Origin of the sequence: Mesorhizobium sp. M0500 (genome assembly GCF_040321165.1) — a bacterium.
In the GTDB taxonomy this organism is placed as follows: Bacteria; Pseudomonadota; Alphaproteobacteria; order Rhizobiales; family Rhizobiaceae; genus Mesorhizobium.
This window is the reverse complement of the sequence record NZ_JAMYRB010000005.1, coordinates 337,830-352,523: the sequence shown is the minus strand read 5'-3', so window position 1 is coordinate 352,523 and position 14,694 is coordinate 337,830. Positions and strand designations below refer to the sequence as shown.

Sequence of the window (14,694 nt, the reverse complement as noted above, 5' to 3'; positions counted from 1 at the left end):
AAGCCGTTGCCGAGGCGGCAAATTCAAAATGTTGATGGAGCGCTGAGGGCACAACGGACGTGCGACCGATGCAAGGTCGTGATCTGCACCATCGGGGGGACGCTTTTGACCCTTTAAGCCGCTACTTTTTCACCTCGGGAATCTCTTCGTCCTCGATCGCTGCCGTGTGTTGCGCCGCCAGGAAATTGCCGACATGGCTGAGACCGTCGAAATGATCGCAGAACACCTTGATGACGACCAGCAGCGGCACCGCCAGCAGCGCGCCGACAAAACCCCACAGCCACGACCAGAAGGCGATGGCGATGAGGATCGCCACTGCGTTGATTTCGAGACGGCGGCCGACCACCGTCGGCGTCACGAACTGGCCTTCGACGACATCGCACATAAGGACGAAGGCCGGCGCCAGCAGCGCATAGGAAATCGTGTCGAAGCTTATCAGCGCGATGATCGTAACCAGCGTGATGGTGGTCAGCGCCCCGATATATGGCAGGAAATTGAGCAGAGCCGCTGCCGCGCCCCAGACCTGCGCGTTGGGCACGCCGAGCGCCCACAGGCCGAGCCCGATGACCACGCCGAGACATGTATTGATGACCGTGACAGTAAGCAGATAATGCGAGATTTCACGTTCTACGTCGTAGACGACGCGCAGCGCCCGCTTCTTTTCGCTGAGACTGGGGAAGGACTGGACGATCTTTTCATAGAACATCGTGCCCGAGGCGAGCAGGAACAGCGACAGGACGAAGACGATGGTAACGCTGGCGCCGGCCGACAGCACATTGCCGGCGGCCTGCGAGAGAATACCGGATGGCGCCGTCGCCACCCTCTGAACGCCCGGCTCCTGGGATGTCTGTGTCAGGCCCTCGATCTGGCGCGAAATCTCCACGATCCGTTCGAACGGACGGCGCAGTTGTGCCAGCCGTTCGGTAAGCTGCTGGCCGATCGTCGAGGTGTTGTTGATGAGGTCGATGACCGGGCCGCTGAGCAGATATCCCGCGACGGCGACGAGGCAGAACGAAAGCAGCACCAACAGTGTCGCTGAAATGACATCGGGCATGCCATGCTTGCGCAGGAAGCGAACGATCGGCGTCAGCGTCAGCGCCAGCAGGAAAGCCAGAATGACCGGCATGAAGAAGGCGCGGGCGAAGTAAAGCGCGTAGATCGCCATGAGGATGAAGATGCCGACGAGCAGCGAACGCATCAGATGCGCATCCGCCCGCGCCTCGACGCGCGGATCCGGGCTTTCGGCAGCGCTTGCGCCCGAAGCGTCGGGTTCGGCTTTCATTCTGACCCTCGGCGGCACACCGCGATTGGTGCAGACCGTTGGCGAAAACGCCTCTGTCGCTTCAAGGTTCCGTTAGCTGGCGTCACCGGCAAGGCCGCCTCGCGGCCTTGGCAATGAATCAGGTGACCGGGAATCAGGCAACCGGCGCCGCCACGGCGGGAACGGCCTTCGCAGTTTCCCGGCGCACGATCGGCGCCACTTTGGTGCCGTAGAGTTCGATGGCCTTCATCACCTTGGCGTGCGGCATGGTGCCGATCGCCATTTGCAGCAGGAAGCGGTCGTTGCCGAATATTCTGTGCTGGGCAATGATCTTCTCGGCCACCTGTTCTGGATTGCCGACGAACAGCGCGCCGTTTGGGCCGCGCGATTGGTCGAAATGCGCCCGCGATGTCGGCCCCCAGCCGCGCTCGCGGCCGATGCGGTTCATCACCTCGGCCTGCGGCCCGTAAAAATCGTCGGCTGCCTGGTCCGTGGTGTCGGCAATGAAGCCGTGCACGTTGAGACTGGTGGCAAGGCTTGCCGGATCGTTGCCGGCGCGCCTGGCTGCATCCCTGTAGATGTCGAACAGCGGTGCGAACCGCGCCGGCTCGCCACCAATGATCGCCAGTGCCAGCGGCAACCCGAGCACACCCGCGCGGGCGACGGATTGCGGTGTTCCACCGACGGCGATCCAGATCGGCAATTTGTCCTGCAAGGGCCGCGGATAGACGCCGCGGTCGTTGATCGGCGCGCGCAGACTGCCCGACCAGGTCACCTTGACATGATCGCGGATGGCGAGCAGCAGTTCGAGCTTTTCGGCAAAGAGCTCGTCATAGTCTTCGAGTTCGTAGCCGAACAGCGGAAACGATTCGATGAACGAACCGCGCCCGGCCATGATCTCGGCCCGGCCGCCGGACAAAAGGTCGAGCGTCGCAAACTGCTGGAAAACGCGAACCGGATCGTCGGAGGAAAGCACGGTGACCGCGCTGGTCAGCTTTATGCGCTTGGTGCGTTCGGCCGCCGCGGCCAGGGCCACGACTGGCGCCGAAGCGGCATAATCGGGACGGTGATGCTCGCCCAGCCCAAACACGTCGAGGCCGACCTGGTCGGCCAGTTCGATCTCCTCGATCAGGTTGCGCAGCCGCTCATGCGCACCGATGGCGCCTGGCCCCGTTTCCGGGCTGACGTCGGCGAAGGTATAGAGACCGAGTTCCATCATGTGTCATCCTGGCGTTTTGTTTTTCGCGCTAGAGGTAGCGACCCGCCCGCCGCGCCGCCAGAGGGCCGGATGGTGAACAGTGCATGTCCGTTTCAGCCGAATTCAATCGAAATGGCGTCTCCCGGCTGCAACAGATCAGAATTTCATGGCTGGCATACCGTTTTGGCGCTTGAACTCTCGGTTTTCGCGCGTATGTAAGCCTCGCAAATTGACTTCAGGGAAGTGGACTTGGCTATCTATAGGGAAAAAGACGTTTTCGAGCGGCGCAATGCCGCAAACGAGGCAAAGAAGGCGCTTCTGGAGCGCTTCAAGGCAAAGCCGGCGCCAGATGATCCAGCGGTGCTGGCACGACAGGCCGAGCGCAAGGCGATCCTCGAGGCCCGCGCGATACGCGAGGCCGAAAAGGCCAGGCTGAAGCAGGAAAAGCTGGCGCGCGAAGCGGCCGAAAAGGCCGAGCGCGAGGCAGCTGCCGAAGCGGCACGCATCGCCGCGGAAGAAGCCGCACAGGCCGAAGCGAAGATCCGGGAAGCTGAAGAGAACGAGCGGATCGCCCGTTTTCTTGCCGACGAGGCCGAACGCAAGGCTAAGCGTGACGCACGCTATGCGGCGCGCAAGCAGCGCACCGGCAGGACGCCGCCCGGCTTCTCCGCGCGATAGCGCCTTCCGGCACTGATCAGCCGAATTCAAGAATCAGGGCCGCCTTGCAGCGGCCCCGAACGCGCTCGTCCGTCAGAATCGGCTAAGCCGCGAGCTTCAGTCCCATGATGCCGCAGACGATTAGCGCGATGCAGGCCAGCCTGATCGCCGTCGCTGGCTCGCCGAGCAGCCATATCCCAACAGCGCCGTGCCGACGGTGCCGATGCCGGTCCACACCGCGTAAGCGGTGCCGACCGGCAACGCCTTCAGCGCCAGGCCGAGCAAGGTCAGGCTGACGATCATCGAGGCTACCGTCAGGACGGTCGGCAGCGGCTTCGAGAATCCGTCGGTGTATTTGAGGCCGATCGCCCAGCCGATCTCGAACAGTCCGGCGAACAACAGGAAAATCCACGACATCGGAACGCTCCGTTTCGATGGCTTCCGGCCGATTTCTTGAAAAGCGCAAAAATTGCCTTCGCCGCATCCATAGGGGATGCGCGTGAGCTTAATGAACAATCATACCGGCCGCGTTTGCGGCCGGTCGAAATAAGCCGAAACGGTAGCTGCGGCCCTACTTGTCCTTCAGCTTCATCGCCTTCACCGGCGGTGCCTTCAGGGCCGGCGCCGGAGCGGGTTTCTTCGCGTCCTTCTTCGGCTTGCGGGCTTCCTTGCCTGCCTTCATCGCACCCTTAGCCATGATTCGTTCCTCCAGTTGATGTCTGGCGAAGTGAAACAAGAGAAAACGCTCGACTGCAAGAGGCCGCTGCCGTGCAGTCGCCCTGGCCGATGGCTGTCAACCGGTTTCTAATTCCCTCGTAAACCGCAGCGGTCCGTGCCATGGTCTTCTTCGCACTGCAGCATCAGCCCTTGCGTTTCGCCGGCTGATGATCAGGCAGGCCGGTCAGGACGACAATGCGGATCCACATCGGTTGCCAGATGAGCTTCGACTTCCCGCAGGAAACACCGCTGATCGCGATGCTAAACGTCCATTATTCGCGCGCATCCGATCTTGAGCGGCCGGACTTCCTGACGTCGAACCCGCCGGTGCCGATCGAAAGCTACCGCGACAGTTTCGGCAATTGGTGCAACCGTTTCGTTGCGCCGGCCGGGCGCTTTGCGTTCGGCACCGACGCGGTGATCCGCGACCCCGGCTCCTTCGAGACGCGCGAGCTGACGGCGTGGCAGCACGAGGTGCGCGATCTGCCATCGGAGACGCTGCTGTTCCTGCTGCCCAGCCGTTATTGCGAGAGCGACGTGCTGTCGAATGAAGCGTGGCGGCTGTTCGGCAGCACCCCGCTCGGCATTCCGCGCGTCCAGGCGGTCTGCGACTTCGTCCATAACCACATCGTCTTCAACTATTTCAATGCACGGCCGACGCGCACCGCCGCCGAGGCCTATCGCGAGCAGAGTGGTGTATGCCGCGACTTTGCTCACCTCGCTGTTGCCTTCTGCCGCGCCCTGAACATTCCGACCCGCTACTGCACCGGCTATATCAGTGATATCGGCCTGCCAAAGCCGTGGTCGGACATGGATTTCGCCGCTTGGATGGAGGTCTATCTCGGCGGCCGCTGGCACGCGTTCGACCCGCGCAATAACGCGCCGCGCATCGGCCGCATCCTGATTGCCTCCGGACGCGATGCCGCCGATGTGCCGCTGACCCACATTTTTGGGCCGGGCGCGCTGGCTGGCTTCAAGGTCTGGACGGACGAGGTCGTCGAATAGCCCCGCGCCGCCCTTTTTAACAACTGACCTTGTGAACAACTGGGCACTTCGGGCGTTGTGAGAGCTGTGGAGCGTGGGCGGGCGCTCCGCCAATCTCGGTGCATCAACCAAGGCAGCACACCATGGCGGCGCATGGCGGGTCGAAAAAAGTGATCTATGCGGCGCTCGCCGGAAATCTTGCGATCGCACTGACCAAATTTGCCGCTGCCTTGTTCACGGGCAGCTCGGCAATGCTCTCGGAAGGCGTCCACTCGCTCGTCGATACCGGCAATGGCAGCCTGCTGCTTTACGGCATGCACCGTGCCTCCCGGCCGGCCGACCGCACGCATCCGCTCGGCCATGGCCGCGAGCTGTACTTCTGGAGCTTCATCGTCGCGCTCCTCGTCTTTGCACTGGGTGCCGGCATATCGTTCTACGAAGGCGTGACGCACATCATGGCGCCGGAGCCGATCGCCAACGCCAAGGTGAACTACGCTGTCCTTGGCCTTTCCTTTCTCTTCGAAGGCACCTCTTGGCTGGTGGCGCTGAAGGAATTCCGCCACCAAAAAGGCAGCCACGGCTGGCTTGAGGCGGTGCAGCTCAGCAAGGATCCGAGTGTCTACACCGTACTCTTCGAGGACAGCGCGGCACTTCTCGGCCTCGTTGTCGCCTTCGCCGGGATATCGGCGGCGGAACTGCTGGACATGCCGAAGCTCGACGGCGCCGCGTCGATCGGCATCGCGCTCATCCTGGGCGGGACCGCGATCTTCCTGGCGCGCGAAAGCAAGAGCCTGCTGCTCGGCGAGCCGGCCTCGCCCGAGGTGCAAACAGAGGTGCTGGCCATCGTCCAGCAGGACCCGGCGGTGCAACGGGCAAATGGCGTGCTGACGCTGCATATGGGTCCGCAGGAGATCGTCGCCGCTTTGAGCATCGAGTTCGAGGATCATTTGTCGGCGCCGGAGATAGAGACCTGTGTCGAGCGCCTCGAGACGCGGCTGAAAGCGGAGATGCCGGAGGTGACGCGGCTGTTCGTCAAGCCGCAGACCACCGGCACCTGGGAACGCCGGAGCAAGGCCTTGGCGGCGTCCGGAGGGGAACCGGCCTGAGGAAAATGGCTGCGCCATCGGGCAGTCCCGGTTATGATTGCGGGCAAAAGCTCCAGGAGGAACGAAGATGAAAATCGACGGCGCGTGTCATTGTGGCGCTATCACTTACGAGGCCGAAGTCGATCCGGAAAAGACCACCATTTGTCACTGCATCGATTGTCAGAAGCTAACCGGAACGGCCTTTCGCGTCACCGTGCCGGCGTCCGAGGACAATTACAGGATCACCAAGGGCACGCCGAAGATCTACATCAAGACCGGTTCGAGCGGCGCCAAGCGCGCCCAGGCATTTTGCGGTGAGTGCGGCTCGCATCTCTACGCCACGTCGGCGGGCGAGGGACCGAAGGTTTACGGTATCAGGGTCGGCACGGCACGGCAGCGCGAGCAACTGGTGCCGAGAAAGCAGATCTGGCACCGCTCGGCGCTGCATTGGCTGCCGGAATTCGAAGGCACAACCATCATCGAGGAGCAGTAGCGCCAGACCCGGGCGAAGCCTCCGGTTCCGGCGTAGCTCTCAATCGTCGCCTTCGACGACCCTTAGCCTCAACTGCCCGGTTTTCGAATCGGCGACGCGCGGGCTGCTTTCCGCTTTTGCTCCGCTGCCATTCGAACCAGCGGTGTCCTCCGCCGGCTGCACGCCAAACTCCAGCGCCTCGATCTTTTGTCCGCGCCTGGTCACCTTCGATGTCGAGACCAGAATGTCGTCGATATCCTTGGCCGATTGGCCGAAATGCGTCTGCAATTTGCGCACCCGCTCGTCGAGCCGGGAGACGTCTTCCATCAGCCGGATAACCTCGCCCTGGATCAGGTGTGCCTGCTCGCGCATGCGGGCATCCTTGAGGATTGCCTGGATGACCTGGATCGACAGCATCAAAAGCGATGGCGAGACGATGACGATCCGCGATCGATGCGCCTTTTGGACAACGGCCTCGAAATTCTCATGGATTTCGGCGAACACCGATTCTGAGGGCACGAACATGAAGGCGGTGTCCTGCGTCTCGCCCTGGATCAGGTATTTTTCGGAAATATCCCGGACATGCACCTCGATGTCGCGGCGGAAAGCCTGTGCAGCGGACTTCTGCAGGTCGGCGCCTTCGGCGGCACGGATGGCATTCCACGCCTCGAGCGGAAACTTTGCGTCGATGGCAAGCGACGGTGCGCCGTTCGGCATCTTCACCAGGCAGTCGGGCCGGCTGCCATTCGACAAGGTCGCCTGGAATTCATAGGCGCCGTGCGGCAATCCGTCGGCGACGATGGCTTCCATGCGCGACTGGCCGAAGGCGCCGCGCGTCTGCTTGTTGGAAAGGATCGCCTGCAATTGCACGACCTGGCCGGCCAGCGACTGGATGTTGCCTTGCGCGATATCGATGACCGCCAGCCGTTCCTGCAGCTTGGCGAGGCTCTCATGCGTCGATCTCGTCTGCTCGGTCATGGTCTGGCCCAGGCGGCCGGTCATGGCATCGAGACGCTGGCCGATCGACTGTGTCAGTTCCGCCTGGCGCGCCCCGAACACTTCGGCGATGGCGCCCATGCGGCCCTGCATTTCCGCCTGGCTTGCCAAGATACCAGCCATCCGCACCTCGGCGTCGCGGGCGTGGTCGGCGGCTTCGGCGGCCGCCACTGCACGCGCCTTGGCCGATCGCCAGAGCGCAACGACGAGCGCCACGAACAGGCCGAGGAACAGCATTGCGCCGAAACCCAGGGCTTGGCCGAGCGTGATCGTGGTGGCGCCGAGGCGGGCGACAGGTTCGGACAGGATGGTGGCCAGATCGTTCATGTCGACAGCATAGATGATTCGGTCTGCCGGCACAGATCAAAACGTGAACGACCCGAAGGCGCCCCGGTTGACGCTTTTCCTGCGAGGTCTTAGGTGAGACGCCATGTCGATCAAGCCGCTTATCATCCTCCCCGATCCCGTCCTGCGCCAGGTTTCAAAACCGGTCGAGCGTGTCGACGGCGATCTGCGCAAACTGGCCGGCGACATGCTGGACACCATGTATGACGCGCCCGGTATCGGCCTCGCGGCGATCCAGGTTGGCGAACCCTTGCGCATGCTGGTGATCGACCTGGCCAAGGAGGACGAGACGCCGGCACCGCACGTCTTCATCAATCCCGAAATCCTCGAAAGCTCCGACCAGCGTTCGGTCTACGAGGAAGGCTGCCTGTCGATCCCGGATTACTATGCCGAGGTCGAGCGTCCGGCGGCGGTGCGGGTGAAGTTTCTCGACCGCGACGGCAAGCTGCAGGAGATCGAGGCCGAGGGGCTGATGGCGACCTGCCTGCAGCATGAAATCGACCACCTCAACGGCGTGCTGTTCATCGATCACATCTCCAAGCTGAAGCGCGACATGGTGGTCAAGAAATTCAAGAAGCTCGCCAGGGACAAGGCGCCGGGCAAGATGGTGGGGTAGGCGTCGACGAAATGCCCCTGCGTGTCATCTTCATGGGTACGCCTGAATTCTCCGTGCCGACGCTGCGGGCGATTGCCGGGGCCGGGCACGGGTTGACGGCCGTCTACACGCAGCCGCCGCGCGCCGGCGGCCGGCGCGGGCTCGAACTGACGCCGTCGCCGGTGCAGCGCGAGGCGGAGCGGCTTGGCATCGAGGTGCGGTCGCCGGTGTCGCTGAAGAGCGAGGCGGAGCAGGAGGCGTTCCGCGCCTTGCGCGCCGACGTCGCCGTGGTCGTCGCCTACGGATTGCTTCTACCCAAACCCATTCTCGAGGCGCCGCGGCTCGGTTGCCTCAACGGTCACGCATCGCTGTTGCCGCGCTGGCGCGGCGCTGCCCCTATCCAGCGCGCCATCATGGCCGGCGATACCGAAACGGGCATTATGGTGATGCGGATGGAGGAAGGCCTCGACACCGGGCCGGTGGCAATGGTTGAAAAATGTCCCATTGGACCCGACATGACGGCCGGCGATCTGCACGACCGGCTGATGGTCCTCGGTGCTGCGCTGATCGTGCAAGCGCTCGAACGGCTGGAGCGGAATACGCTGACATTTACCACACAGGCGGAGGTGGGGGTGACCTACGCCAAGAAAATCGATAAATCGGAGACTCGCATAGACTGGCTGCGACCTGCCGGCGACGTGCACAACCAGATTCGCGGCCTGTCGCCCTTTCCCGGTGCATGGTGCGAGGCCGAAATCGGCGGCCGCGTGGAACGGCTGAAACTGCTTCGCTCGACGCTCTCGCAAGGCGCCGGCGAACCGGGAGGAATTCTCGATGACCGTCTGACGGTCGCCTGCGGGTCAGGCGCGATCAGGCTGGTCGAAGTTCAACGTGCGGGCGCAAGGCCCATTGCCGCGCAGGAGTTTCTGCGCGGGGCCAAGCTCGAAAAAGGAATGAAATTGTCATGAGCATGATGTCCATACGCGCGGCGACGCCGCGGGACCGCGAGGCGATCCGCCTTGTCGAAGAACACGCGTTCGGCCAGCAGACGGAGGCCGGATTGGTCGACGCGCTGGTCACCGGCGGTGATGCCGTCGTCGAACTGGTGGCGGACGAAGACGGGCAAGTGGTCGGCCATATCCTGTTTTCACGGCTCTTCGTGCAGAATGGCGGCAAGAGTTTCCCGGCGGTGGCGCTGGCGCCTCTAGCGGTCGAGCCGTCGTTCCACGGCACCGGCATCGGCGGTGCCCTGGTACGCGAGGCTCATATCCGCCTGAAAGCTGCCGGCGAGACGCTCGCCGTGGTGCTCGGCGATCCGGCCTATTATGGGCGTTTCGGCTACAGCCGTGCCCGTGCCGCGAAATTCGACAGCGACTATCAGGGCGAAGCCCTGCAGGCGCTTGCCTGGGGCGAGGCGCCGGAGACCGGCAGGCTGGTCTACGCCTCGGCCTTCGGCTCAGCCCTTGCCGCCTGATTTCGCCTCGATCCGGGAATGCCGCGTTTTCGCCTCGACATCGAATATGACGGCAGTCTCTTCGCCGGCTGGCAGCGCCAGGCCAACCAGCCATCGGTGCAGCAGGCGATCGAGCAGGCGATCGAGAAGTTCTGTGGTCAGCAGGTTTCGCTGCGCGCCGCCGGCCGCACCGATGCCGGCGTCCATGCGACCGCTCAGGTGGCGCATGTCGATCTGATCAAGGCATGGCCCGGCGACAAGGTGCGCGACGCAGTCAACGCGCATCTGCAAGCGGCCAAGGTGCGCATCGCCATCCTGAAGGCCGCCGTCGTGCCGGATGGCTTCGATGCGCGTTTCTCGGCGATCGGCCGCCATTACCTCTACCGCATCGTCAATCGCCGCGCGCCGGCGGCGCTCGACAAGGGCAAGATCTGGTGGGTACCGAAGCAGCTCGATGCCGGTGCCATGCACGAGGCGGCAAAGGTGCTGCTTGGCCGGCATGATTTCACCACCTTCCGCTCGACCCAGTGCCAAGCCACCAGCCCCGTCCGCACGCTCGACCGGCTGGATGTCAGCCGGGCGGGCGATTTCATTGAGGTCCGCGCTTCGGCGCGGTCATTCCTGCACAACCAGGTGCGCTCGATGGTCGGCTCGCTCAAACGTGTCGGCGAAGGCGGCTGGACTGTTGCCGACCTCAAGGCGGCGCTTGAGGCGCGCGACCGTGCCGCCTGCGGTCAGGTGGCGCCGCCCGACGGGCTGTTTCTCGTCGGCGTCGATTATCCGACGCCTGGCTGATCCGGAACGCTGATCCCGAGCAGCGCCTGCAGGCCGAACAGGACGATCAGCGACGCCACGAACATGCCGGCAAAAACGGCGCTGCCGGCGGCCGCACCCCTGCCGATCGCAACGTTGGTCATCCGCCAGGTCAAGACCATCGACAGCGCGAACAACAGCAGCGACACGAGTCCGGAGACTTCGTTGGCCGACGTCAGGAAAAGCCGGATCAACGCCGATGGCAGCATCATCCAGGCGATGATCGCCGAGGCCCAATTGCTGGCCACGACATAATGGACGAAACGGCCGCCGACGCCGACCCGCGGCGCCACCAGGGCGAGGCCTATGAGCGGCAGCACCCAGGCGCCGATATCGACGGTGGCCAGGCGGATCAACATGCTGAAACGGCCGACGAATGCGTTGGGATCGCCGATCTCGTTGGCAATACCGACCCAGCCGACGATCAGTGCCGGCGCCGCGACGACGATGGCAAAAAAGGAGTTCCAGAAACCGTCCGCCGAAAGGTCGAGCAGGCGAAATCCGTCGGCCTTGCCGAGCATCAGCCGCCAGGCACCGGCAAGCGAAGCGTAGGTTTCATCCGCTGAAAGCATCACTAGGATATGTCCTGCGCAAACCAGTCTTCAACGAAGCGCAGATAAATCTGCGTCAGCGTCTCGAGGTCGGCAATCGCCACGCGTTCGTCGACCATGTGCATGGTCTTGCCGACAAGGCCGAATTCGACCACCGGACAATAATCCTTGATGAAGCGGGCATCGGAGGTGCCGCCGGAGGTGGAGAGCGCCGGCTCTCTGCCGGTCACCGCCATGATCGAGCCGCCAAGCGTCTCGATCAACCTGTCGTCGCGTGTCAGGAAAACATGGCTCGGCCCGTCGCGCCAGACGATCTCGTAGTCGACCGGCGTCTTCTTGCCGGCGCGGTATTTCTTGCGTTTCGCCGCCCGGTCGAGGCGGTTGTGGATCTCGGCTTGGATCGTCTCGACGGTCCATGTGTCGTTGAAGCGAATATTGAAGGTAGCCGCCGCCTTCGCTGGGATGACGTTGGTGGCAGGGTTGCCAACATCGATGGAGGTGACCTCAAGATTGGTCGGCTGGAAATCCCTTGTTCCGTTGTCGAAGACGGGGTCAAGCAAGGCGTCGACCAGCGTCACCAGGCCGCGCACGGGATTGTCGGCTAGCTGCGGATAGGCGGCGTGTCCCTGGCGGCCGTTGACGACGACCGTGCCGGAGAGCGAGCCGCGCCGGCCGATCTTGATCATATCGCCGAGCGCGTCGGGATTGGTCGGCTCGCCGACGATCGCAGCATGCCATTTCTCACCCTTGACAGCCGCCCATTCGAGCAGTTTCGTCGTGCCGTTGATCGCCGGCCCTTCCTCGTCGCCGGTTATCAGCAGCGAGACCGAACCCTTCGGGCCGCCCTTCTGCGCAATATGTCGCCCTACCGCCGCGACGAAACAAGCAATGCCGCCCTTCATGTCGACGGCGCCGCGGCCGAACATCTCGCCATTGGCGATGTCGGCGGCAAAGGGCGGGTGCGTCCAGGCTGTTTCATCGCCCACCGGCACGACATCGGTATGGCCGGCAAACATCAGATGCGGGCCGTTGCCGGAACGCCGCGCGTAAAGGTTCTCTATGTCAGGTGTGCCGGATTCGGAAAACACCGGGCGCTCGACGGCAAAGCCGAGCGGCTTCAACATTTCTTCCAGCGCGCTCAGCGCACCGCCTTCGGCGGGCGTCACGGAAGCGCAGCGGATGAGAGCAGCCAGATTTCTGGTCGGATCGGTAGGCAGCGTCATGGGCAAAAGCGATAGTCGAAAGCGCAAGGCCTGTCACGGCCAGACATAAGGGCCAGCCATGCCGCCGACATTATGGTTTTCATGCCGTATAGTTGCGGCCAGGCCTCTCGACCAGGACAGGGCCATCGCATGATCACGCATGGCAGGACGATCGTAATCGCCGGTGCCGGCAGTATCGGATGCTACGCCGGCGGCTGCCTGATACTTGCCGGACGAAAGGTGGTTCTGCTGGCGCGGCCTCGCATCGAGAAGGCGCTGCAAAAAGGTGGATTGCGCATCACCGACCGTGATGGCCGCGACCGATCCGTCAAGCCGGAGGCATTGTCGGTCACCGCCGATCCGGCCGCGGCATTCCCCGGTGCCGATGTCATCCTGCTAACGGTCAAGAGCGGCGCGACGCAGGACATGGCCGGGCTTATTGCGGCCCATGCCCGACCGGATGCGGTGGTACTCAGTCTGCAGAACGGCGTCGACAATGCCGATAAGTTGCGAGCCCATCTCGCCGCCCGGCGGGTGCTCGCGGGCATGGTGCCGTTCAACGTGGTCCAATCGGCGGAGGGCGAATTGCCGCTTCGTCTGCACCGCGCCAGCGGCGGCAAGGTGATGATCGAACAGGGTCCGACAGGCCTTGACGAACTGCTTGACGTTGAGGGCTTTGCCGTTGCCACGCATGGTGACATCGAAGCGGTGCTATGGGGCAAGCTGCTGCTCAACCTCAACAACGCGCTGGTGGCGCTTTCCGGCCTGCCGCTGGCGGCAGAGCTTGCCGATCGCCGCTGGCGGCTGATCCTGGCCGGCCAGATCGACGAAGCATTGGCGGCAATGATGGCGACGGGCATCGAACCCGCTCGCATCGCCGGCCTGCGTCCCGCGCTGCTGCCGAAAGTGCTTCGCCTGCCCGACTGGCTGTTCAAGTTCTTGGCGCGGCGGATGCTTGCCATCGACCCTGCCGCGCGTTCGTCGATGTGGGATGACCTTCAGCGCCGCCGGCCGACGGAGATCGGCGAACTGCAAGGCGCGGTCCTGCGTTTGGCCGAAAAGGCCGGCACGCCGGCGCCGTTGCTGAAGCATGTTACGGCACTGGTGCGCGCGGCCGAGCAGAAGAGGCGCGGATCGCCCTGCCAGACGCCGGAAGCCGTTGTCGCGACCGTCAGATCGTAGCCCGCACAGGCGCCCAGTAACGGCCCTTGCCGGTGCGCTTGGCCTCGTAGAGCGCATGGTCGGAACAGGTGAGCAGGATTTCCGGATCGCCTCCGTCGGCGGGTGCGCATGCGCTGCCGACGCTCAAGCCGACATGGATGGCGGAGCCGACCCCGAGGTCGAAGGGGACCGAGACCTTTTCGATGGCCCGCTTTGCCAGGTAGGTGGCCTCGATCTCCGAGGTTGCGGGCAAAAGAATGACGAATTCGTCTCCGCCGATACGGAAGACCACGTCCCCCGGACGGAAGCCGCGCTTCAATCGTTCGGCCACCTTGCGCAGCAGCACGTCGCCGACGGCGTGGCCAAAACGGTCGTTGACCTGTTTGAAACCGTCGAGATCCATGCTGAGCACTGCAAACGGCTTGCCGCCATTGGCGGCCGGCGCCGCAAGGTCGCGGCACATGTCGCGCAATTTCTCCTGCAGGAAGATGCGGTTTGGCAGGCCGGTCAGCGCGTCCTTGATGGCCAGGTCGCGATTGTCCAGTTCGGCGCGGATCATGCGGGCATTGATTGCGTGGTTCTGAAGCAGCACGATGATGACGCCGGCCACATAGAACGGCGTTTGAATTCCGACGATCGGCATTCCGGGCGCCGCAGAAAACAATGCACCGACCACGTAAGGCAGGCTTACGGCCAACATGACGAATATGGCGAAGCGCGGGGTCGCCGCATTGCGTGACGACACCACGCCGACGACGCCTGCGACATTCAAGGCGGCAAGTACGGAAAGCGCCATATTCCCGCTGGCAACACAGCCATAGCAGCCGAGGCCGAAAACGACCGACCAGACGCCGCTGGCTGCCATCAGGCCCGCCAGCGGCCCTTTCGAGCCGCGCCTGCGGGCCTGCTCGCATTCCCGCATCAGCAGAACGCGGACGGTGAAAAGCATCAGGTCGGCGGCAATCCAGGCGTAGGGCCACCAATCCCCGGTGGCAAGAGCGGCGCTGACCGCAACCAACAGAACGCTGATGGTGCCGAACAGGACCGCGAATTTGCGCTCGAAGGTGGTGTCGAGAAGCCGGGCGCGGACAGCTTCCGGTTCCAATTTCATCGGCGAAGAGAACCAGGCAAACAGGCGAGCGGCGGCGCTCCACGTTTTGCGCGGCTCGTTGGTGGTCAGGGATAGGTCGCTTGCCAGTCGAGC

The 14,694-nt window shown here is 63.6% G+C and carries 16 protein-coding genes and 1 pseudogene; 9 read left to right on the top strand and 8 right to left on the bottom strand.

From position 1 onward, the window contains the following. Window positions 1–121: 121 nt before the first annotated feature. On the bottom strand, window positions 122–1,282 hold the full coding sequence (locus tag NKI70_RS13145) for an AI-2E family transporter (RefSeq protein ID WP_023676958.1): 1,161 nt from the start codon (window positions 1,280–1,282) through the stop codon (window positions 122–124). Between the two features lie 133 nt (window positions 1,283–1,415). Beyond that, window positions 1,416–2,477 (bottom strand): LLM class flavin-dependent oxidoreductase, encoded by a 1,062-nt coding sequence (locus NKI70_RS13140; protein WP_352635034.1) that lies wholly within the window; start codon window positions 2,475–2,477, stop codon window positions 1,416–1,418. A 231-nt stretch (window positions 2,478–2,708) separates the two neighbouring features. On the opposite strand from NKI70_RS13140, the gene NKI70_RS13135 reads away from it, so the two are divergent. Next, window positions 2,709–3,137: a DUF6481 family protein gene (locus tag NKI70_RS13135; protein ID WP_023676956.1), complete on the top strand. Its 429-nt coding sequence runs from the start codon at window positions 2,709–2,711 to the stop codon at window positions 3,135–3,137. Window positions 3,138–3,219: 82 nt separating this feature from the next. Here the strand turns inward: NKI70_RS13135 and sugE are convergent. Then, window positions 3,220–3,533: pseudogene (gene sugE, locus NKI70_RS13130) on the bottom strand (quaternary ammonium compound efflux SMR transporter SugE). A 154-nt stretch (window positions 3,534–3,687) separates the two neighbouring features. Next, window positions 3,688–3,813, bottom strand: a complete 126-nt coding sequence (locus tag NKI70_RS13125; protein WP_013528464.1) for a hypothetical protein — start codon at window positions 3,811–3,813, stop codon at window positions 3,688–3,690. A gap of 215 nt (window positions 3,814–4,028) precedes the next feature. On the opposite strand from NKI70_RS13125, the gene NKI70_RS13120 reads away from it, so the two are divergent. The 3 genes from NKI70_RS13120 (at window position 4,029) to NKI70_RS13110 (ending at window position 6,395) form a co-directional block, all read left to right on the top strand. Next, complete coding sequence (locus tag NKI70_RS13120; protein WP_352501143.1) at window positions 4,029–4,838, top strand: transglutaminase-like domain-containing protein; 810 nt, start codon at window positions 4,029–4,031, stop codon at window positions 4,836–4,838. Between the two features lie 122 nt (window positions 4,839–4,960). Then, window positions 4,961–5,923 (top strand): cation diffusion facilitator family transporter, encoded by a 963-nt coding sequence (locus tag NKI70_RS13115; protein ID WP_352568529.1) that lies wholly within the window; start codon window positions 4,961–4,963, stop codon window positions 5,921–5,923. 67 nt (window positions 5,924–5,990) lie between these two features. Continuing rightward, entirely contained in the window at window positions 5,991–6,395 is a 405-nt protein-coding gene (locus tag NKI70_RS13110; protein ID WP_023676952.1) for a GFA family protein, read from the top strand. A gap of 39 nt (window positions 6,396–6,434) precedes the next feature. On the opposite strand, the gene NKI70_RS13105 is transcribed toward NKI70_RS13110, so the two are convergent. After that, complete coding sequence (locus NKI70_RS13105) at window positions 6,435–7,697, bottom strand: DNA recombination protein RmuC (RefSeq protein WP_352568528.1); 1,263 nt, start codon at window positions 7,695–7,697, stop codon at window positions 6,435–6,437. 103 nt (window positions 7,698–7,800) lie between these two features. Here NKI70_RS13105 and def point away from each other — a divergent pair, with 103 nt between their 5' ends. From def to truA, 4 genes are read left to right on the top strand one after another with little or no spacing between them, the layout of a single operon-like run. After that, complete coding sequence (gene def / locus NKI70_RS13100) at window positions 7,801–8,331, top strand: peptide deformylase (protein ID WP_023676950.1); 531 nt, start codon at window positions 7,801–7,803, stop codon at window positions 8,329–8,331. Between the two features lie 17 nt (window positions 8,332–8,348). After that, window positions 8,349–9,278 (top strand): methionyl-tRNA formyltransferase, encoded by a 930-nt coding sequence (gene fmt, locus NKI70_RS13095; RefSeq protein WP_352568573.1) that lies wholly within the window; start codon window positions 8,349–8,351, stop codon window positions 9,276–9,278. Then, entirely contained in the window at window positions 9,275–9,784 is a 510-nt protein-coding gene (locus NKI70_RS13090) for a GNAT family N-acetyltransferase (protein ID WP_352568527.1), read from the top strand. The genes fmt and NKI70_RS13090 overlap by 4 nt, the downstream gene beginning before the upstream one ends. 18 nt (window positions 9,785–9,802) lie before the next feature. Continuing rightward, on the top strand, window positions 9,803–10,558 hold the full coding sequence (truA, locus tag NKI70_RS13085) for a tRNA pseudouridine(38-40) synthase TruA (RefSeq protein WP_352568526.1): 756 nt from the start codon (window positions 9,803–9,805) through the stop codon (window positions 10,556–10,558). Here the strand turns inward: truA and NKI70_RS13080 are convergent. Beyond that, window positions 10,540–11,148, bottom strand: a complete 609-nt coding sequence (locus tag NKI70_RS13080; RefSeq protein WP_023677470.1) for a hypothetical protein — start codon at window positions 11,146–11,148, stop codon at window positions 10,540–10,542. The two genes, truA and NKI70_RS13080, sit on opposite strands and share 19 nt — an antisense overlap. Before the next feature lie 2 nt (window positions 11,149–11,150). Beyond that, the gene (gene dapE / locus NKI70_RS13075; protein WP_352568525.1) at window positions 11,151–12,350 is read right to left on the bottom strand and encodes a succinyl-diaminopimelate desuccinylase; all 1,200 of its coding nucleotides are present in this window, start codon (window positions 12,348–12,350) and stop codon (window positions 11,151–11,153) included. Between the two features lie 129 nt (window positions 12,351–12,479). Between dapE and NKI70_RS13070 the strand changes: the two genes are divergently transcribed. Then, window positions 12,480–13,511: a 2-dehydropantoate 2-reductase gene (locus tag NKI70_RS13070; RefSeq protein WP_352568524.1), complete on the top strand. Its 1,032-nt coding sequence runs from the start codon at window positions 12,480–12,482 to the stop codon at window positions 13,509–13,511. On the opposite strand, the gene NKI70_RS13065 is transcribed toward NKI70_RS13070, so the two are convergent. After that, window positions 13,501–14,601 carry a GGDEF domain-containing protein gene (locus NKI70_RS13065; RefSeq protein WP_023677471.1) on the bottom strand — a complete coding sequence of 367 codons (1,101 nt, stop codon included), beginning with the start codon at window positions 14,599–14,601 and terminating at the stop codon, window positions 13,501–13,503. The genes NKI70_RS13070 and NKI70_RS13065 overlap by 11 nt on opposite strands. Window positions 14,602–14,694 lie beyond the last annotated feature (93 nt).